Genomic DNA, 20,174 nt, shown 5'->3' with positions numbered 1-20,174 from the left:
GAGGCAACACAAATGGCAAAACTCTTAACAGGTATTGAGCATGACTTAGGAGGCTTGTTTGTTAAAAGAGTGCTCCCTCACAAAGAAAAGACCATGGTCGGGCCATTTATATTTTTTGATCAAATGGGGCCAAGCGATTTTCCCGCAGGTAAAGGAATAAATGTAAGGCCGCACCCTCACATAGGTTTGAGTACGCTAACCTACTTGTTTGAAGGCGGAATATTGCACCGGGATTCACTTGGCAATAATCTTGAAATTCAACCCGGTGATGTAAACTGGATGACTGCAGGTAAAGGCATCACTCATTCAGAGCGTGAGACTTTTGAAGTTCGCGCAAATAAACATCGAATAAATGGGCTGCAATGTTGGATAGCACTTCCCGAGCACATGGCCGAGATAGAGCCTTCTTTCACCCATACTAAAAAGAGCGAATTACCGCATTTCATACACGAAGGAATTATGATGCGCTTAATTGTGGGCGAGGCCTATGGTATGAGCTCTCCAATCAAGACCTACTCACCGATGTTCTATATTGATATTGCAGCAAGCGAGGGAAGCCGCATTGAGCGACCTCATCCAAATCAAGAAACGGCCATATTTACCGTTAGCGGAAAAGTCGAGGTTGATGGAGAATGCTATGGTGAGGGTGAATTTGTACTGTTAGATGAGCATGATAGTGCGATCAATGTTATTGAGTGTGGCCGTTTTATTATGTTAGGCGGAGACAAGTTCGACACTGTTCCGCACCTTTTTTGGAATTTTGTATCATTTAGTAAAGAGCGGATAGAGAAAGCAAAAGATGACTGGGAAAATGGGCGCTTCCCTGATGTACCTGGAGACAATAAAGAATTTATCCCGCTTAAAAAGAAAATAAAGGCGGTATAACACTCGCTATGTATTACGTTTGTGAGTGCTAGGGTAGTGGGTACTCTTAGTCGCAAAAAAAAACGAGCACCCTTTGCAGCGTGCTCGTTTCGTTTTTAGTTCCGGATAAAGCTAGATTTCAACACGGTGGCAATGCGCCCCTGTGCTTTGCTTAGTTCATACCGTACTGTTTAAGCTTCTTACGCAATGTACCGCGGTTAATACCCATAAGGTTTGCCGCACGAGTCTGATTGCCACGCGTGTAAGTCATCACTTCTTCTAACAACGGTGCTTCGATTTCTGCAAGCACTAAGTCGTATAAGTTGTCGATATCTTGGTTATCTAGTTCCTTTAGATATTTGTTCACAGCTTGTTTCACTGAAGCACGAAGTGGCTTTTGTGTTTGAGCCTGTGTTGGCGTAGTTACAGTCGTTGTAAATGGTGAAGATAAGTTTTGATCGAACATAATGCTTTATTGCTCTTTAATTAAAATTAATCTTAAGCTGCTGGTGTCACGTTTTGATATACGGACTCTGGCAACGATGAAAAATAACGTTTTATTGCATCAATCTGGCTTTCGCCGCAATCGATAGCATTAAAATATCGGCGAAACGTTTTATCTGAATCATACTTCTCAACGTACCAACCCACATGTTTACGCGCAATACGCACGCCCATGATGTCACCGTAGAAGTTTTGTACATTCTCAACATGTTGAGTCAGTACACTGACTTTCTCGGTAATAGTTGGTTCATCCAAGTATTGCCCGGTTGCTAGATAGTGCGATATTTCTCGGAATATCCAAGGGTTGCCTTGGGCTCCACGTCCTATCATGACTCCATCTGCACCGGTATAGTTCAGCACGTTTATCGCATCATCAACGGTAACAATGTCGCCGTTTGCGATGACCGGAATAGACAAATCACGTTTAATGCTTTTTATCGTGTCGTATTCCGCTTTCCCTTTATACATACAGGCTCGCGTTCTTCCATGCACTGCAAGAGATTGAATGCCATTTGCTTCAGCAATCTGAGCAATCTGAACACCATTTCTGTTGTCGGTATCCCATCCCGTACGGATTTTTAAGGTAACTGGCACCTCTACTGCAGACACCACCGCTTTCACGATGCTTTCAACCAGTTGAGGTTGTTGCAGCAAAGCTGAACCAGCTAACTTTTTGTTTACCTTTTTAGCAGGGCAGCCCATGTTGATATCAATGATTTGAGCACCATTTTCAACATTAAACTGCGCAGCTTGTGCCATTAACTCAGGTTCTGACCCCGCTATCTGAACAGAGCGAACGCCCGACTCACCAGCATGGTTCATGCGAAGCTGTGACTTCTGTGTGTTCCACACTCTGGGATTGCTAGAGAGCATTTCCGACACAACAAGCCCTGCGCCCATCGATTTGCAAAGCTGCCTAAAAGGTCTGTCAGTCACTCCAGCCATGGGAGCAAGCATCAAATTGTTGTCTAGTGTATACGGCCCAATTTTCAACTTTCTCTCCGACTGCGCACTAAACGGTACTTTAGTCTTAGTGGTCTGACTTCGTTTCGAACGGACGCATACTACTCACTTTTTAAACAAATAGAAAGTGTGTTTTTTAATCAATTTATACTTAGACAAAAGGTGGAAAACAATTAATTTATAGCTGTCAAAGGCTTAGATGAAAATCTTGATATGAAAAAAAATAATCGCGCAAAGGCAGTTGACATCTAGTCTTTACCGTTTGAAAGCGATTTTAACGAGTCTGTAACGTTGCATTATTCTATCGTTTACAAAATTTCCATGCTACGAGTGAATCGATTGATTTTTACACTTTCTTCGTGGCGCTCAATCTAACCCACTCACCTTCAACAGCAATTGGATCAAAGTCGAAAAGATGTTCATATTTTGAGATAACTGACTCTGCTTGTTCTTCCAATATGCCGGACATAATTAATTGCCCACCCGGCTTACAATAATCAGATATAACGTTTTGAAGCTCCCGAAGTGGGCCTGCCAAAATATTTGCCATGACGATATCAGCTTGAAGCGTAGGTTGGTTTTGTGGCAAATAGACTTGAAGTCTATCGCTCACATTGTTGCGCTGTGCATTATCAACGCTGGCTTGCAAGGCCTGAGGGTCGATATCAATACCCACGACAGCTTTTGCATCAAGCATGAGTGCTGCGATGGCAAGTATTCCCGAGCCGCAGCCAAAATCTACAACTGTTTTTTCGGCCACATCAATGCCGTCGAGCCATTGTAAACAAAGCGATGTAGTAGGATGAGTACCTGTGCCAAAAGCCAAGCCTGGATCTAGCAAGATGTTCACCGCACTAGGGTCAGGGGCTTCACGCCAACTCGGACAAATCCACAAGCGACGACCAAACTGCATAGGATGAAAGTTCTCCATCCACTCTCGTTCCCAGTCTTTATCTTCTAACTGGTCAACAAGGTGGGTAAAGTTTTTACCTAGTATTTTGGCTTTCTCTAAGCGTTTTATTACGATACTTAAGTCGTCACCAGCGTCAAAAAGACCCACAACTTGCGTATCTGGCCATAGCAGAACTTCACCGGGTTTAGGCTCGTACATTGGCGTGTCTTTGGCATCAACAAAGGTAACTGCTTGGGCTTTGTTTGCACTTAACATGTCGCCGACCGCTTCGGCGTATTCTGCTTTTACATTTATTTTGAGTTGTTGCCACGCCATATAAAGACCTTAATAGTTGGTCAGAATATGGCGCTCAGGGAGAATTGAGGCTTAATTTTGACCTTGTTGAACAAATTCACGCATGTCAGTTGCAAGCTGCTTCAGCGAAGGATGGTGAATATACATCATATGCCCCGCTGGGTAATACTTCATTGTGACTTTTTCTTTAATAATACCATGGTGGTTCATACTGTGTTCGGTAGCAAAGAATGGCGTTGCCAAATCGTAATACCCATTGGCTACGAAGATCCTGAAGTCTTTGTTTTGATGTTGCGCAGTAGCAAGGTGAGGCGTTACGTTTAAAAAACCTTGCTGACGAGGGCTGGAACCGTAAAGCCAATTCCAATTACTAAACACTTCTGAGCTAAGTATGTGATAGGGCTCGTTGCGCTTTACGTTTAAGTTCTTGGCAAGATAGTTTTGAATAGCAGCTGTATATGCCCCGTCTATTGCATAGCCAGATGGGTCAGCGTCGAATCTGGCCTCTACGTTGTTGGTTTCAGTACCTAAGTAACGACTGTCTAGTCTACCCACTACTTGACCGCGATCGCGAAGTAATTCCTTCATAAAATAGAATTCGTTGATGCGCATATTACTATTTGTAATGAAGCGTTTGCTTAAGCCCGTAAACTCATGTAATTGTGCGAGTATTGCTTGGCTTTCTTGCTCAGAAGCCCTTTGTCCCTTGAACAAGAACTCGGTATATTCATTGAGTGCAAATTGCCTCACGTCATCAACGAAAGCTTCGAGCGAAGCCCATTTTTGTTTGTTCGGCACGACATTGTGATACCAAGCAGTAGCAGCATAGGTTGGTAGAAAAGTGATGTATGGAATGTCATTGCCGTCGGTGAAATCGCCAGTTTGAAAGTCGACGATAGAGGAAATGAGAAAAACACCATTTAGATCAATAGAGCCCCAGCCCTCTTGTAATTCACGAACCATCGCACCAGCGCGAGTTGTACCGTAGCTCTCACCAGCTAGATATTTTGGACTGTTCCAACGCTCGTGCTGCGTAATAAAGCGTCGAACAAACTCTGACATTATTTCCGCATCTTCTTTTACACCCCAGAAATCGTTACCTTCGTACTCACCAATGGCTTTGGAATAGCCTGTACCAACAGGGTCGATAAATACTAAATCGGCAACATCAAGTAAGCTATGTGGATTGTCTATTACCCTAAATGGCGCTGCACTCACAGGCTCTGCATCACTTGGTAATTCTACATACTTAGGGCCAAAAACACCCATATGCAACCAAACGCTTGATGAGCCAGGACCGCCGTTAAACACGAAAATAATCGGACGCGACTCGCTATCTTTATCATTGGTTTTTATGTAAGCGGTGCTAAAGATGGACGCTTGCGGCTCGCCTTTAGCGTCAAGCAAATGTGTATCGCCTGCCATTACTTTGTAGTTTACTGTTTTACCGTTAAATTTGCCTTTGTGAGTGCTTATGACCATATCGGGTGATGATACAGCTTTGTTTGCCGCTTCTGAAAAAGCGGGGAGTGAAACAAGCAGGCTTAAGATCAATAGTATTTTGCACGATTGGGAAATCATTTGGGGCATACTCTTTGTGATTAACATGGCATGAATAAAGTATATAGCTACAGGACTTGGAATAAAAGGGTGAGGCAAAGGCCACTACCAAGTTGTATGGCCATTTCGCCGCTTCGTTATTTCGCCTCTAGGCTTTGTATTTCAGCCCAAATTTTTTCAGCTTCGGCTGTTAGCATTGAATAGGTTTTAATATCGCCTTTTCGTTGTGCATGCATAGCTTGTTCTAGCTTCATGTCGTAAGTTTTTCTGAGTTTTTTCGTCGGATTTGATTTAAATAAGCCAAACATGTTTTACCCTTAAGTGTTCGTAAAATTAATACATTATTACGTAAACTATCGAGCAAAAGTGCATAAGTAGCTGTGATTTTCTTATCTTCTTCCTAACGATGCGCCAGAAATGAAAAAGCTCAGCAAAACTGAGCTTTTTGGTCGGACTACTAATGCCAATTTCTGGCTTGATACACTATTTAGCCAAACCCAACTTTTTCTCTAAGTAGTGGATGTTAGTGCCACCATTGAAGAAGTTTTCGTCTGCCATAATTAACTGCTGCAGTGGCACGTTGGTTTTGATACCTTCTACAACCAACTCACTTAGTGCATGACGCATTCTGGCAATGGCTTCATCTCGACTTTCACCATAGGTAATCAGTTTACCTATCATCGAATCGTAGTATGGGGGAACCGTGTAACCCGAATAAATATGCGATTCCCAACGAACACCTAGGCCACCTGGCGCATGAAACATATCAATTTTCCCTGCGCAAGGAATGAAAGTTTCTGGGTCTTCAGCGTTTATGCGACATTCAATGGCATGGCCGCGAATTTGTATCTGTGATTGCTCAATTGAAAGTGGTTGCCCAGCTGCAATTCGAAGCTGCTCTTTAATTAAGTCGACACCAGTGATCATTTCTGACACTGGGTGTTCTACTTGGATACGCGTGTTCATTTCGATGAAATAGAATTCGCCGTTTTCGTAGAGAAATTCGAAGGTGCCAGCACCACGGTAGTTTATTTCGATACAAGCGCGCCGGCAGCGTTCACCGATTTTCTCTCGCATTTGTTGGGAAATACCCGGTGCAGGTGCTTCTTCAACTACTTTCTGATGGCGACGTTGCATAGAGCAATCCCGCTCACCTAGATGAATGGCGTTACCTTGTCCGTCGGCCAATACTTGGATCTCAATATGACGTGGGTTTTCGAGAAACTTTTCCATGTATACAACATCGTTGTTAAAGGCAGCACCGGCTTCGGCTTTGGTAGTGCGAATAGCTTCGTCGAGTTCAACTTCGCTACGAACAACGCGCATGCCACGACCACCACCGCCTCCTGCCGCTTTCACGATCATCGGGTAGCCAATACGTTTTGCAATCGCTTTGTTTTTCTCAATATCGTCACCCAAAGGGCCGTCGGAGCCTGGCACACAAGGAACACCTGCTTTACGCATGGCGTTGATGGCTGATACTTTGTCGCCCATTAGATTGATGGTTTCAGCAGTTGGCCCGATGAATACGAAACCGCTTTTTTCTACAGCTTCTGCGAAATCGGCGCTTTCCGCTAAAAACCCATAACCAGGGTGAATAGCGATAGAATTAGTCACTTCCGCCGCAGCAATTAAGCGCGGAATATTGAGATAACTTTCGTTAGCAGGTGGATTGCCGATACAAATTGATTCATCGGCTAACAATACATGCTTGAGCTTTTGGTCTGCAGTAGAGTGAACAGCAACCGTCTTTATGCCTAGCTCTTTACATGCGCGTAATATACGCAATGCAATTTCGCCTCTGTTGGCGATAAGTACTTTATCTAGCATAGTTTTAGCCTTATTCGATAACGAACATCGGTTGGTCGAACTCTACAGGCTCTTGATTATCTACCAAGATCTCTTTTACCACACCGGCTTTGTCGGCCTCTATTTGGTTCATCATTTTCATCGCTTCTACGATGCATAAGGTATCGCCTATATTTACGCTTTGACCAATTTCAACAAAGGCTTTGGCTTCAGGTGACGATGAGCGATAGAACGTACCAACCATCGGTGATTTGACGACATGTCCAGTGGGTGCTGCCGGGGCTGCTTCTACTGCTGCGGGTGCGGGTGCCGCCACAGGTGCAGGAGCCGCTTGCATCATTTGCGGTGCATATTGAACAGCAGAGGCAGAGCCGCCGCGATGGATGCGCACTGATTCTTCACCTTCAGTAATTTCCAATTCGGCGATGCCTGATTCTTCTACTAGCTCAATCAGTTTTTTTATTTTTCTAATATCCATTTGTCGTCTCTTTTTTTATTTGATTTGTAAGTATCATTGTTTCTGGCTAAGAGCAGGTTGAGCTCTTGGCATTGAATTGGTTTATTTTTTATCGAGCAGAGCATCCAGTGCCAAGCGGTAACCGACAGTGCCGAGCCCCACAATCACGCCAGATGCAATATCAGATATAAAAGAATGCTGTCTGAATGCTTCACGCTTATGAATATTAGACAAATGCACTTCAATAACGGGTAGCGCGCTTGCTAGCAAAGCATCTCGAATAGCGATACTGCTGTGAGTGAAAGCCGCGGGATTGATGATAATGCCTTCATATACGGAATCGTCTAACAACACTGACTGAATTTTGTTAACCAGCTCATGTTCAGCATTCGACTGAAAGTGACTTATTTCAGCACCACACTCTGCTGCGTAATTAACTAGACCAGCCATGACCTCATCAAGGCTTTCGCGCCCATAGATTTCGGGCTCACGCTTTCCGAGTAAATTTAAATTTGGGCCATTTAATACTAAAATATTCATTGAATATGCTTATAAAATCGGGGAACGAGCATCTAACATGCTTATTTCAAAATTTAGCGCCTAATTTTTGAGCTTTTTGAGTCGCGCGCACTGTTTTGACGTTCATTTTTAACGTTATAGGTGAAATATACACAGATCGATGCAAAGATTCAGCATTTTACTGGTCTAATCAGCGAAATTGCCAACAATAAAGTGTTTGGAAAGAGAGTAAGTGAGCGTGATTAACCTGTGTTAATACAAGATGATACTAAGTATCGCTATTTGTTCGGGCCAACGCTAAAGAAAACTACGCAGTAAGGGGTGTTTATTGTCATGTCAGGTACTTCAGAAAGATAAAAGCCGCCTGCCTTTTTTGTTCCATCAGCAAGTTCAAATTCAGCAGCGAATTTACGATTGTTCGCTTGAATATTCTCAAGCACTACATTTACCGGAAGTTGAGAAATAAGTTGTTCTTGCTTAATACTTGTTCTATCGAGATTTAACATTTTCAAGCAATAGTCGTTGCACTCTACGTGCATTGATTTGAGATTAATAATGAAGCCAGGTCGGGTTGACTGTAAAAAGGCATCAACGATGGTTTGATAGGTTTGTTGTTGCAATACCCGATTGTGGATATCCCGAAAAAGGCCGATAAACTGCTTTGCCTTGCCCGAAGCATCTCGTTTTGTTATTCGGCCGCGCATTAATGACCAACGATACTCCTTCTTCGACGATGATTTTCGCAGGGCTTTTAACACGAAATTTTCAGTTTCTTGCTTCTCATGCGCCTCCCATGTTTCACGAAATAAGTCGCGATAGTCTGGGTGTAAGGTGCTAATTGCGTCTTCGAGTGTGCCTTTCTCTTGAATTTTCACTTCACTTTCCGTGATAGCAGCATACAAACGAAATAGGTTTTCTCGAGCATTCCATTCCCACACAACTTCATTGCTAGCCCACAAAGATAGGCGCAAACGCTCACTCGACAGTTGCAAGCGCTCAGTAACCTCGAATACCTCCATGGCTTTTTGGCGAAGTACGTCTTCAGCGCTTTTTCTGGCGCTACGCTCTCGCTCGAGAGCACGTTCAAGCGCGGCTATTTGCTGCTTTAGCTCTTGTTCGCTCATTGGGCGCCCTCGTCTAAATCAATTTTAAATACGGCATTGAATGGCTCATCAAATATCGCGGTATCGAGTTTACTCAAGCATATATCGCCATCGAAGTACAAGGCGCACCCTCGAATTAAACCCTCGGCAAAATCGACCAAATTTCTTTGCGACGAATAAGCAATAGTTGTGCTGGAAGCATTACTTTCGATGACCTTAAACTGAGGAAAGCGAATGTCGTCGTACATTAGGTCTAATGCCGGATGAATGCTCGAATCGAGGTTATTCATTACACTCAATAAGGAAGTGTACTTTTTGGTGATATGACCATGCTGTTCGTAAAGACTTTTGAAAGAATATATACCAAACTCCTTCCATACATCGCTATAGCATCGTCCCGTTTTTGTGATGTAGGCGTTGGTTAGTTTGAATAGGTCATCATCATCGTAAATTATGAAGTCGGTGTAGGCACCGTCGTTGTCTAATTGCAGGGAGCTAATTAAATCATCGACAAAGGCTTCATCATGCTTGGAATGAATTAAGTCGATAAAGCTTGTGATAATTTTACCTAACATAGCTACCTTAGATGACCAAAAGAAAATGGTCATAGAATTTACATTAACGATTTATATTAACAATGAACATTGCTTACACCACAAAAAGTACGTGCTAATAAAGCCTGAATACTTTTTCCTATAATTCCCATTCAGAAATAATAGCAAAATTCTTTGCTGCGTATTTTCTAAGTTAGCGTTATTGCGTTGCGGATCTGATACCTTTGTATATATTAGTAGTTAAGTTATCGCTTTATTATTCAACTTTAGTAGTGTTGTTGAGGCATTTATTGCTTTTAAGATGCGACAACTTGCATTAATGTAGAGTAACGAGTTCTTATGTTGTGATAAGAAGTGGAGAGTCGCTATCAGTTTGCCAACTAACTTCGATGCTAAATTTAAAACCAAACTCAAAATATTGGTGTCTTTGTGGGCCGACGCTCGCAAGCAAAAAAGTTTGGCCTTACTTGAACCATTTCGCTACAACATTAATGCTATGGCGCAGTCAGTGGCAACCTTTGCTTTGTTTGAGTTGCAATCTATTTTGCAAGATATCAATAAAGCCTGTGAAGATGCTAAAGCCGAAAAGCTAACGATAAAAGAGTCAATAGTTGGCATCGATGCCCTAATGAATCGACTCATTTCTGATGCTAACAAAGACCCTAATCCTCTTCTAATAGAAAACGATAATCCTTTTGAACTTCTTACATCATTAGACGCTAACAAGAGTGCCGCAAAGCAATCACGTAAGCCCTCAATCGCCATTATTGACGACGACAAAAGTGCCAGTATGGCGATTGCTTCACTGATCGAAGAATTCAATTTTCAAGTGGATTACTATGAGAGTATAAAAGTATTTAAGGCCGCTATTAGCGACTTAGACATGCAGCCTGATCTGGTCATGTTAGACATCACCATGCCGGAAATTACCATGGAGCAGGTGTTTGACTACGCGAAGCAGCTCACTCAGCGTGGCATAAAGGTTGTATCATATTCTGGCCAATTTTCTCTGGAAACGCGCCTAGCTGCGGTGAGGGCCGGCGTTGTTGACTTCATTGTAAAACCGATGGCAATACTGGGTATTATTGAGAAAATCAATCGGGTACTTCATCTACAAAAAACGAGGGCATACCGTGTTCTTTTCATCGACGACAACCAATCAATGGGTGAGTTTTATCAGACTTTACTCGAAGAGGCCGAGTGCGAAGTCTATTTCTCGTCTTCGGTAGAGCACATGTTTGATAACCTCGACGACTTTTATCCGGACCTCTTTTTACTTGATATGAACATGCCGGATGTGAACGGTCTTGAGGTGGCGAAGCTTATTCGCCAGCAAAAAGAATATGATTTTACCCCAATTGTATTTTTGACCGCAGACGAGCAACTTGAAACCAAGTTGGCTGCCCTAAATAGTGGCGCCGATGATGTGATTGCGAAAAGCACACCACCTGGTTTAGTGGTGAAACAGCTACTCACACGTTTGAGCAGAGCGTTGGCGGTAAAAGATTTTGTCTCTAAAGACACGCTTACCGGAGTGTTGAATCATGGCGAGATAATGGAAGCTGCGATGAATAGCTATCGCTTAAGTCAGCGCCAAAAGAGCCCGGTAAGCTTGGCTATGCTCGACCTCGATCATTTCAAAGCAGTAAACGATACCTTCGGCCATGCCGCGGGAGATAAAGTATTAAGCGGGCTTGGGCAGCTATTAAAGCGCAGTCTGCGCACTACCGATTACATCGGTCGCTATGGTGGTGAAGAGTTTCTATTGGTGTTTGTGGGTTCTACCACTGAGGATGCCGCTGCAAAACTCAACCATATACGAGAAGCTTTCGAGCTCATTGAATTTGAGGCGAAATCGCAAAAGTTTCGCTGTACTTTTAGTGCTGGGCTTATTGACCTCGGGAACAACATGAGTTTGCCCCATGCAGTAAATCAAGCTGATCAAGCTTTGTATCTATCTAAAGAAGCCGGCCGAAATACCGTGACAATATATGAGGAAAAGGCCTTATAGCCGAGTACCGCCGCCTTTTTTCTCAACTGCTTTAGTCAAGGCTTTGCCCATTTTACCGAGTGGAAAGACGTGCTCGGTGCCACCCATCTCAACTGCTGCTTTGGGCATGCCATAAACCACACAAGTTGCCTCATCCTGAGCCATGGTAATTGCCCCCGCTTCGCGCAATTGAACCAAGCCCTTTGCGCCATCTTTACCCATACCAGTGAGAATCGTGGCTACTGCATTTTTACCTACGGTTTCTGCAAGTGATTTAAACATGACGTCGACCGCTGGCTTATGGCCGCTAACTAAAGGACCATCGTCGAGCTTAATTCTATAATCTGCGCCGTGGCGGCGTAACTGCAGGTGTTTGTCACCCGGCGCGATATAAGCATTACCAGGCAATATACGCTCTCCGTCCTCTGCTTCTTTCACCGTAATTGCACATAAGGAATTTAAGCGAGTCGCAAAAGACTTCGTAAATGCCGGTGGCATATGCTGCGTTACTATCGTTGCGGGGAAGGCTGGTGATAGCTGTTGTAATACTTCACGAATAGCCTCTGTACCACCAGTTGATGCACCTATTCCTACTACCGTCTCCGTACCTTGATAGCGAATTGGAATACTGGTGGTGGTTTTACTGATATTTGGGCGCGGTCGAGGTTTCGACTTTGCGGCCACCCTAATTTTGTCGAGAATTTCTTGTTGATAGTTATTTAAACCGCGTGCGACATCAATTTTAGGTTTAGCAATGAAATCGATAGCGCCAAGTTCAAGCGATTTTATAGTTGCGTCTGCACCCTTTTCCGTAAGAGTGGAGATCATTAAAACAGGTGTTGGCCTCGCTTTCATTAGGCGGTCGAGGAAAGTCAGTCCATCAACTTTGGGCATTTCGATATCAAGCGTGATCACATCAGGTTTGAGCTCGGTAACCATGTCTTTTGCCATGAAAGCATCAGGTGCGGCGCCCACCATTACCATGTCGGGCGCTTGATGAATAATCTCACCAAGTAAACTGCGTATTAGCGCTGAGTCATCTACAACGAGAACTTTGATAGTCACGGTTTACACACCCCTAAACTTGGCGTCAACATTATAAAACCGCATAACGCGTTTCCATCATATCTGGTGTTAGAACAAATCAACATCACCGCCCCTAGTAGACCCGCTCTGTTTAATTTTAACCTTGTACTCGCTCTCGCGATCAATGATGGTGGTGTTGTGCATGGATTTAAGTTTACGTACTTTCACTTCACCGGTTTCAGGGAAGAGATAGAGCTTACGAGGGAACTCTCCGAGTAAATCGGTTGCCGTGACCCTAATTTTTTCAGCCTCTAAGTACTCTTTCACAAACAAGGCGTTTTTTTCGCCTACGCTGTTTGCCGCTGAGAAGCCTCTTAACACGTTAGCGCCACCAAATATTTTGGCTTCTAATCGGTTTCGATTTGCGCCTAATTTGAGCATGTGGTTAATTAAAATTTCCATGGCATACACGCCATATCGAGCCGACTCCGAAACGAAGTTATCTTCGTCGACATTGGCAGGTAATAAAAAGTGATTCATGCCAGCAATTTGGGTGATTGGATCTCGAATACAAGCAGACACACAAGAGCCTAGAACGGTCACGATCATGGTTTTTTCGCTAGTAGCGAAGTACTCGCCGGGAAGAATTTTTACCGCATCTGTGTTGAAATTGCGATCAAAATAGCGATTCGGGGCTAGATGTTCATTGTCAAAAATATTCAATGTTATCCCCGCTTCGGTTTGTATATGGTCTTACCGAGGGGCGTAAGTACCTGGCTAACATGGCCGAAATTTTCCGAATGGCCGGCAATATACAAACTATCGTGAGCCATGTGTTTTACAATTTTTTGTAAAATATCCAACTGAGTCGGTTTATCGAAATAAATCATGACGTTACGACAAAACACAATATCGATATTTTTCGGAATGGCGTAACTATCGTCCATTAGATTTAACTTCTGAAACTGCACGAGTTCTCGTAGTTCTTTTACTACCCGTACTTTTCCATCATGATTACCGGTGCCTCGGTGAAAAAACTGTCGTTTCATTTCAATCGGCAGATCGCGAATTTGATCGCTGCGATACATACCTTCTCTAGCTGTTTGAAGCACTTTGCTGTCGATGTCGGAGGCAATAATTTGCACAGGGCAACTGAATTTACCGAAGGCTTTTACCGCAGTCATGGCAATAGAGTAGGGCTCTTCACCGGTTGAACTGGCGGCACACCAAATTTTCGTCGCCTTTGGGTTTTTCTTTAAATGCGCCTCAAGTGCATCAAAATGATGACTTTCTCTGAAGAAGGAGGTGAGGTTAGTTGTAAGCGCGTTAACAAACTCTTCTTGCTCTGGAGCATTGTTGTCGAGGTAGGTTAAATACTGCAAAAAAGAACCCAATTTTAATACGCGTATGCGTCGTGCTAAACGAGAATAGACCATGCTGTCTTTACTATCAGCAAGGTTAATCCCCGTGAGCTTTTTGAGTTTCTTACGCACGGCTTCAAAATCAGCAGTGCTGTAAGTGAACTCCTTTTTTGCAGGGCTTACAACCATGACTTAAAAGCTTTCCCATTCATCATCTTCCGACTTTGTGGGTATCACCTTACGACTGGCTTCACGCGATTCTGCGGTGCTCATTACCGACGGTAGCTCTTCGAACTGACGCGATAATGGGTCGGCTGTTGACCGGGATGGTGCCGCTGTGCTGGCCTTCGCTGATCCGCTTTGGTGCCCTATTGCTCTATTAGAGCTTACGTCTTCTTCGTTAAGCTTGAATGTGCCTACACGGTCGGTCAAGTCGCCGGCCTGTGTGCGCATGCTTTCAGCGGCGGCTGCGGCTTCCTCAACTAAGGCAGCATTTTGCTGGGTCATCTCGTCCATCTGGGTGACGGCTTTGCTTACTTCATCAATACCACTCGCTTGCTCGGCAGATGCAGCGGCAATTTCACTCATAATGTCGTTGACGCGCTGAATTGACACCACGATTTCTTTCATTGTATCGCCCGACTGGTTAACTAATTGATTGCCGTTCTCAACTTTTGCGACCGAGTCTGAGATCAGGTCTTTGATGTCTTTCGCAGCATTAGCAGAGCGCTGTGCAAGTGTTCTTACTTCCGATGCAACTACGGCAAAACCTCGACCTTGCTCGCCTGCTCTAGCAGCCTCAACCGCGGCGTTAAGTGCGAGTATATTGGTTTGGAAGGCAATGCCATCGATAACACCAATGATGTCGGAAATTTTCTGCGATGACTCGTTAATAGAGGCCATGGTCATCACCACTTCTTGTATCAAGTCGCCACCACTGCCTGCAACCTGCGCTGCTTGTGAGGCAAGTCCATTAGCTTGATTGGCATTCTCTGCATTCAAGCGAACGGTACTGGTGATCTCTTCCATGCTCGAGGCAGTTTCTTCTAAGCTAGAAGCTTGCTGCTCGGTACGAGTGGAGAGATCAGAGTTGCCCTGTGCGATTTCAGAAGAGGCATTGTTAATGGTTTCTGATGCTTCTCGGATTTTACTAATAACATCAGCTAGGTTTGAGCTAGTAGTGTTACTGTAATTTTTCAGGTCGTTAAAGGTACCCTGATAGTCCGACGTTATGCGTTTGGTTAAATCACCTTCAGATATCGCCAAGAGGACATTGCTCACTTCATTCAGACCCGCCTCGGTGGTTTTCACTAGCTCGTTCAAACCTTGCGACATGGTCAATAAGAAACCTTCTTTATCGCTTTCCTCAATTCTTCGCGTAAAGTCACCAGCTAAACTAGCACTAACCATTTGTGCGATTTCTTGTTCTGCTCTAATCTCTTTGGTTCTATCTAACCACTCCACTACGGTGCCAATACGCTCGTTATCTTTCGACATGATCGGGTTGGCTGTTAGGCGGAAGTGACGCGCACCCACCGTGATTTCTGATGTATGTGCTTCGGTGAGTCTGTCGAGTAAACCGCGTTGATGTGAAGGATCTTTGTGGAAGCGGTCCATACTGTTGCCAATAATGTCACTGGCATCAAAATGCGGAAGCACTTTGCGAAGGTCTGATTCAGCTTCTTTCATCATCACTACCTGCGAACGGTTCATGTAAATGATATCGCGGTTGGCGTCGGCAATCATAATATTCGTTGACGATGAATCAAGAGCTTCAAGAATACGTGCTACTCTGCGCTCTTCTTCATAAATCTCGGTCATGTCTAGCCATTCAACAGAGTTACCAAGGTCGTTACCTTTTTCATCTTTGATTGGGTTGATATTGAGCTTGAATGATTTGCCGCCTAGGTCCAAGCGCGCTTCGTGTGTACCCGTTAATTGGTCGAGAACCGCATGCTGATGTTTAGGGTTATGATGGAAACTATCAATACGAGTGCCAATGAGCGTTGACGCATTAAATTGTGGGAGTTCTTTGCGAATTTCGGCTTCACTCTCTTCCATTAATTTCTTAACCGCTTCATTCATATAAACGATTTCACGATCAGCGTTTGACATCATAAAACACATCGAGCTGCTGTCGAGAGCTTGTTTGACTTTTGAGGCTTCAATCGCAACGATAGCAGCTTCTTTAAGCTTTTCTGTTAATTCAGCCAGCTCGCGCTCGAGTATACCCATCTCATCTTTGCGGCTAGTCGTAAATTCAATGTCGTAGTCATTCTGAGAAATTTTCGCGAATGAGCTAATCAGTTTACTCGCCGAGGTATTTACTGAGCGAATTATCACGAAGCCGATAAATAAGCTAATGATAAACAGAATGCCGATGGTGAACAGCGTTGTTCTGCGCTCGGCAACAGTATTGTCGACACGCTCCTCTATGATGGTCCTCAATAAAACGATACTTTCTTCATGCAGCTCATATAGTTGGTTGATGGCACTTGAATATTCATCAAAAAAGCGAGCTGGAGAGTAGCTGAGTTCGCCGCCCACTAGCACTTCGCGTTCGGCTACTTGGATTAAGTTGTCAACGCTACTTTTAATCGTTGCGCTAGTTGATCGTAGTTTATTCAAACGCTCATCAGCGTCAGAGCCCGACAGCATGTTGTAATCAAAGTCTCTTGACGGGGCATTGATGGTATTCACGAACCCGCGAATAACACCTACTTCAGCTTGCGTTATCGCGCCTGCTGCCAATACGCCAGAAGCAGAGCCACGAACTTTGCCAAGTGCATCGGCTAAGCGCGGTAAATTCTCGAAATTAGCAATAATTACATGGTAACTTGCCGCCGAAGGATCGTAGCTAAGTAAAAAGAATTTCAGGATATTTGAAATAACACCGTCTGCATCAGACATTAAAGAAGAATGCTCGGCAAAAGACTGGGCTTTGTTGTATTGGCGATTATTAACGCGGGATTGAACGTTTTTCCAAGTCGATTCTAAGTCATCCAAATTACGTTCTAAGCCTGAATCGGCACCTGCGTCTTTTAAATCTGCGCGTATGGTTGAAAATTGACGCTCTACCTCACTTGCTTTTGATCTCAGAGAGTCTGCTACGCTGTTATCGCCACCGAATAGGCGAGCCGACATACCACGGTGTTCGGCGAGTAACTTCTTCAGCATCACAACCTCTGATGCCGGCGTAATCCCTTTCAGTTCGATCTCGTCGGATGCTTGCCCGCTAACTGATAGGGTGGTGTAGTAATAGGTTGGGATCGCAAGGCCAATAAAAGCAAGCAAAGCGATAATTGACATTTTAATAGGAAGTTTGATGTTATCAAACACACTTAATATTTTCATTTTACTCTTGCTCCGCTTTTTGGCTCTTGTCGTACAGACCTAGCTCATCGCTAGAAATTAATTTTTGAATGTTTACTAAAATAATCATTTGTTCGTTTATGGTGGTTAACCCATGCAAATATGCACTATCAAAGGCGACGCCAAATTCCGGAGGCGGTCTAATGTCTTCGTCATCAACCTTGATAACATCACTGACTTCATCAACAACGATGCCGACGACTCTCTCACCAATCATCAACATAATGACAATGGTGAACTCATCATAGGTAGCCTCGCCTACTTCAAACTTAATGCGTAAATCGATAATGGGAACAATGTCGCCACGCAGGTTTAACACACCTTTGATGTAATCGGGTGCATTCGCTATTTTGGTGACATCTTCGTAACCGCGAATCTCTTTCACTGTCATGATGTCTAAGGCATAGTTTTCATCGCCTAGCACAAAGGTCAGGAACTCTTGTTGAGAGCTTGAACTGAGTTGTAGGTCGTTATTTTTCTGGTTAGCCGACAACGGACACCTCCGATTGATGCGTTTGTTGATTAGGGATGGTGACTACCGAAGCGATAGACTCTATATCTAAGATTAATGCTACGCCGCCGTCACCCATAATGGTTGCCCCAGCAACACCAGCCACGCGTTTGTAATGCTGCTCTAAACTTTTTATTACTACTTGTTGTTGACCTTCTAAGCCATCAACTAGCAGGCCGAATCGTTTGCGTGATGTTTCTACTAGCACCACAATTGCGTTTGAAGGGTCGGTAATTGCGCCGTCAATTTCCATTAGTTCATGCAAGGGAACGAGTGGCCAGTATTCTTCTCGTACCCACAGTAAACGATCGTTACCGATGGTTTTGATTTGTTCTGCGCTAGGCTGCATCGACTCAATGATGTTAGTGAGGGGGATGACGAAAGTTTGGTCGTTTACCGCGACACACATGCCATCGACTATAGCCAGCGTGAGTGGCAAACGAATCCTAAATACCGAGCCTTCACCCTTCACAGATTCTATCTCGACGCTACCACCGATTGACTCAATGTTCCGACGAACCACATCCATACCTACGCCACGGCCCGATACATCGGTAACCGCTTCAGCGGTGGAGAAACCAGGTTCAAAAATTAACTGCCACACTTGTGAGTCATCAATATCAGGTGCAACGTCAAGGCCATTTGCTAGGGCTTTTTCGAGAATTTTGTCGCGATTGAGGCCTGCGCCGTCATCGGTGATGGAAATGATGATACTGCCGCCACGTTGCTCAGCGTTTAGCACTACCGTGCCTTTTCGCGGTTTACCAGCGGCCTCGCGCTCGTCGGGCATTTCGACGCCGTGGTCGACGCTATTTCGAATAAGGTGGGTAAGTGGGTCGACGAGCTTTTCAATCATGCCCTTGTCGATCTCAGTTGCGCCGCCTTCGATCACAAGCTCGATGTCTTTAGCGAGTTTATCTGCAAGATCGCGAACGACGCGAGGAAAACGGTTGAATGCGAAAGACATCGGTAACATGCGCATTGACATTACGGCTTCTTGAATCTCACGAATGTTGCGAGAGAGTTCGCCAATCGCCCCCTCAAGTTTTTCTTCTACTTCACCATGAACGTCTTTACCAACAATTTTTATCATTGACTGGGTAATCACTAATTCGCCAACTAAATTAACCAGGGAATCGATTTTCATGGTGTCGACGCGTATCGACGAAGATTCCTTAACCTCTGTTTTCTTGGCTGTACGTTTTGGTGCAGTTTTTCTAGAAGCGACTTCTTTCGCCGCTGCGGCCGGTTTCTGTTCAACAGGCGTTTTCGTTGTTTTTACGTTATCTTTTTGCTGAGAAGCGGCGGGGTCTTCGTTGGTATTTTCAGTTGTCGCGCTTGCTTCAACTGCTTCGCTAGGTTCGTCATCAAAAAAGCCAAAGCCGTCATCTTCGTCGTCGAGTTCTACTGCGCCTTCAGCAGCCTTCTTGGCGTCTTCATCAGCATAAATGCCATAGCCTTTTTCTTCTTGTTCAACTGGTTCATCTAGGGGTTCAAAAAAACCAAAATCGTCATCATCATCTTGCACAGGCACGTCAAAGAAACCGAAACCATCATCTTCGTCATCATCCGTTGCTGCTTGCTCGCCCTCCTTTTTTAAAAGAGCTTCGAGTTCAACGGTGCCTTTCTCTATGCTGTCCCAGTCGATATCATCTTCGTTTTGATAGCATTCAAGAATGTTTTTAAGGGTGTCGACCGTAATGAGCAGTTGGTCAACGATAGGCTTAGTGATGGTGAGCTCGTCTTTGCGGGCGAGATCAAGAATATTTTCCATCACGTGCGTAAGACCTGTCAGTGCATCAAAACCAAACACACCGCTACCGCCTTTAATTGAATGGGCAGCACGGAAGATGCTATTCAGATCTTCTGGGTCAGGGCTATCTAAAGACAGTTCCATCAACAGATGTTCCATGTCTTCTAAATGCTCGTGACTCTCTTCAAAGAAAACGCCAAAAAATTGGCTCATGTCTACTGACATTGAGGTCGCCTTTTACTTAAGTGGGAACTTAACGTAGAACTTTAGCCGCGACGCTCAATAATTTTTGAGGGTCAAACGGTTTAACCATCCATCCGGTGGCTCCTGCCGCGCGACCCTGCGCTTTCATCGTGTCACTTGCTTCAGTGGTGAGCACAACGATGGGTGTGGTTCTGTATGTTCCCATTCCTCTCAACGACTTAATGAGGGTTAGGCCATCCATACGCGGCATGTTTTGGTCGGTTAAGACAAAGTCATATTGCATGCGCTTACACAGGTCAAGCGCCGCTTGCCCGTCTTCAGCGGTTGTGACTTGGTACTTTGCCGACTTCAACGTTACTGTCACCATCTGACGAATGGATGGTGAATCATCTACTACCAAAATGTGTTTGCTCATTG

Annotated in this window: 19 protein-coding genes and 1 pseudogene; 2 read left to right on the top strand and 18 right to left on the bottom strand. The window is 44.4% G+C overall.

The features are described from left to right. The first annotated feature begins 12 nt into the window (after positions 1 to 12). Complete coding sequence (locus ISG33_RS13125) at positions 13 to 885, top strand: pirin family protein (RefSeq protein ID WP_195734066.1); 873 nt, start codon at positions 13 to 15, stop codon at positions 883 to 885. Positions 886 to 1,036: 151 nt separating this feature from the next. Here ISG33_RS13125 and fis read toward each other — a convergent pair whose 3' ends face one another. The 10 genes from fis to ISG33_RS13075 form a co-directional block, all read right to left on the bottom strand. After that, the gene (fis, locus tag ISG33_RS13120) at positions 1,037 to 1,330 is read right to left on the bottom strand and encodes a DNA-binding transcriptional regulator Fis (protein ID WP_195734065.1); all 294 of its coding nucleotides are present in this window, start codon (positions 1,328 to 1,330) and stop codon (positions 1,037 to 1,039) included. Positions 1,331 to 1,362: 32 nt separating this feature from the next. Further along, positions 1,363 to 2,361, bottom strand: a complete 999-nt coding sequence (gene dusB, locus ISG33_RS13115) for a tRNA dihydrouridine synthase DusB (RefSeq protein ID WP_195734064.1) — start codon at positions 2,359 to 2,361, stop codon at positions 1,363 to 1,365. A 316-nt stretch (positions 2,362 to 2,677) separates the two neighbouring features. Continuing rightward, positions 2,678 to 3,559 (bottom strand): 50S ribosomal protein L11 methyltransferase, encoded by an 882-nt coding sequence (prmA, locus tag ISG33_RS13110; protein ID WP_195734063.1) that lies wholly within the window; start codon positions 3,557 to 3,559, stop codon positions 2,678 to 2,680. A gap of 51 nt (positions 3,560 to 3,610) precedes the next feature. Next, a complete protein-coding gene (locus ISG33_RS13105) occupies positions 3,611 to 5,119 on the bottom strand; it encodes a S10 family peptidase (RefSeq protein WP_195734062.1) in 1,509 nt (502 codons plus the stop codon). Positions 5,120 to 5,235: 116 nt separating this feature from the next. Beyond that, entirely contained in the window at positions 5,236 to 5,406 is a 171-nt protein-coding gene (locus tag ISG33_RS13100; protein ID WP_195734061.1) for a DUF6435 family protein, read from the bottom strand. A gap of 175 nt (positions 5,407 to 5,581) precedes the next feature. Continuing rightward, on the bottom strand, positions 5,582 to 6,928 hold the full coding sequence (accC, locus tag ISG33_RS13095) for an acetyl-CoA carboxylase biotin carboxylase subunit (RefSeq protein WP_195734060.1): 1,347 nt from the start codon (positions 6,926 to 6,928) through the stop codon (positions 5,582 to 5,584). 10 nt (positions 6,929 to 6,938) lie between these two features. Further along, positions 6,939 to 7,385, bottom strand: a complete 447-nt coding sequence (accB, locus tag ISG33_RS13090; RefSeq protein ID WP_195734059.1) for an acetyl-CoA carboxylase biotin carboxyl carrier protein — start codon at positions 7,383 to 7,385, stop codon at positions 6,939 to 6,941. 81 nt (positions 7,386 to 7,466) lie between these two features. Further along, entirely contained in the window at positions 7,467 to 7,904 is a 438-nt protein-coding gene (aroQ, locus tag ISG33_RS13085) for a type II 3-dehydroquinate dehydratase (protein ID WP_195734058.1), read from the bottom strand. A gap of 257 nt (positions 7,905 to 8,161) precedes the next feature. Next, entirely contained in the window at positions 8,162 to 9,007 is an 846-nt protein-coding gene (locus ISG33_RS13080) for a PAS domain-containing protein (RefSeq protein WP_195734057.1), read from the bottom strand. Next, entirely contained in the window at positions 9,004 to 9,561 is a 558-nt protein-coding gene (locus ISG33_RS13075) for a heme NO-binding domain-containing protein (protein WP_195734056.1), read from the bottom strand. Before ISG33_RS13075 ends, ISG33_RS13080 begins: the two co-directional genes overlap by 4 nt. Before the next feature lie 352 nt (positions 9,562 to 9,913). Between ISG33_RS13075 and ISG33_RS13070 the strand changes: the two genes are divergently transcribed. After that, positions 9,914 to 11,551 carry a GGDEF domain-containing response regulator gene (locus tag ISG33_RS13070; RefSeq protein ID WP_195734055.1) on the top strand — a complete coding sequence of 546 codons (1,638 nt, stop codon included), beginning with the start codon at positions 9,914 to 9,916 and terminating at the stop codon, positions 11,549 to 11,551. Here ISG33_RS13070 and ISG33_RS13065 read toward each other — a convergent pair. The 8 genes and pseudogenes from ISG33_RS13065 to ISG33_RS13035 all read right to left on the bottom strand — a co-directional run bounded on the left by ISG33_RS13065 (position 11,546) and on the right by ISG33_RS13035 (position 20,172). Then, the gene (locus ISG33_RS13065) at positions 11,546 to 12,595 is read right to left on the bottom strand and encodes a protein-glutamate methylesterase/protein-glutamine glutaminase (RefSeq protein ID WP_195734054.1); all 1,050 of its coding nucleotides are present in this window, start codon (positions 12,593 to 12,595) and stop codon (positions 11,546 to 11,548) included. The genes ISG33_RS13070 and ISG33_RS13065 overlap by 6 nt on opposite strands. 69 nt (positions 12,596 to 12,664) lie before the next feature. Further along, positions 12,665 to 13,279, bottom strand: a complete 615-nt coding sequence (cheD, locus tag ISG33_RS13060) for a chemoreceptor glutamine deamidase CheD (RefSeq protein WP_195734053.1) — start codon at positions 13,277 to 13,279, stop codon at positions 12,665 to 12,667. A 2-nt stretch (positions 13,280 to 13,281) separates the two neighbouring features. After that, entirely contained in the window at positions 13,282 to 14,106 is an 825-nt protein-coding gene (locus ISG33_RS13055; protein ID WP_195734052.1) for a CheR family methyltransferase, read from the bottom strand. Between the two features lie 3 nt (positions 14,107 to 14,109). Then, on the bottom strand, positions 14,110 to 16,044 hold the full coding sequence (locus tag ISG33_RS17325) for a methyl-accepting chemotaxis protein (protein ID WP_229333620.1): 1,935 nt from the start codon (positions 16,042 to 16,044) through the stop codon (positions 14,110 to 14,112). A 72-nt stretch (positions 16,045 to 16,116) separates the two neighbouring features. Next, positions 16,117 to 16,575: pseudogene (locus ISG33_RS17320) on the bottom strand (hypothetical protein); the annotation flags it as partial. A gap of 697 nt (positions 16,576 to 17,272) precedes the next feature. Further along, complete coding sequence (locus ISG33_RS13045; protein WP_195734051.1) at positions 17,273 to 17,782, bottom strand: chemotaxis protein CheW; 510 nt, start codon at positions 17,780 to 17,782, stop codon at positions 17,273 to 17,275. Beyond that, positions 17,772 to 19,778 carry a chemotaxis protein CheA gene (locus ISG33_RS13040; protein ID WP_195734050.1) on the bottom strand — a complete coding sequence of 669 codons (2,007 nt, stop codon included), beginning with the start codon at positions 19,776 to 19,778 and terminating at the stop codon, positions 17,772 to 17,774. The genes ISG33_RS13045 and ISG33_RS13040 overlap by 11 nt, the downstream gene beginning before the upstream one ends. A 28-nt stretch (positions 19,779 to 19,806) precedes the next feature. Beyond that, positions 19,807 to 20,172: a response regulator gene (locus ISG33_RS13035; RefSeq protein ID WP_195734049.1), complete on the bottom strand. Its 366-nt coding sequence runs from the start codon at positions 20,170 to 20,172 to the stop codon at positions 19,807 to 19,809. Positions 20,173 to 20,174: the final 2 nt, after the last annotated feature.

This window comes from Marinibium conchae, assembly GCF_015595035.1.
GTDB lineage: Bacteria > Pseudomonadota > Gammaproteobacteria > Enterobacterales > Alteromonadaceae > Glaciecola.
The sequence above is the reverse complement of the archived record's forward strand: the minus strand, read 5'-3'. Positions and strand labels throughout refer to the sequence as shown.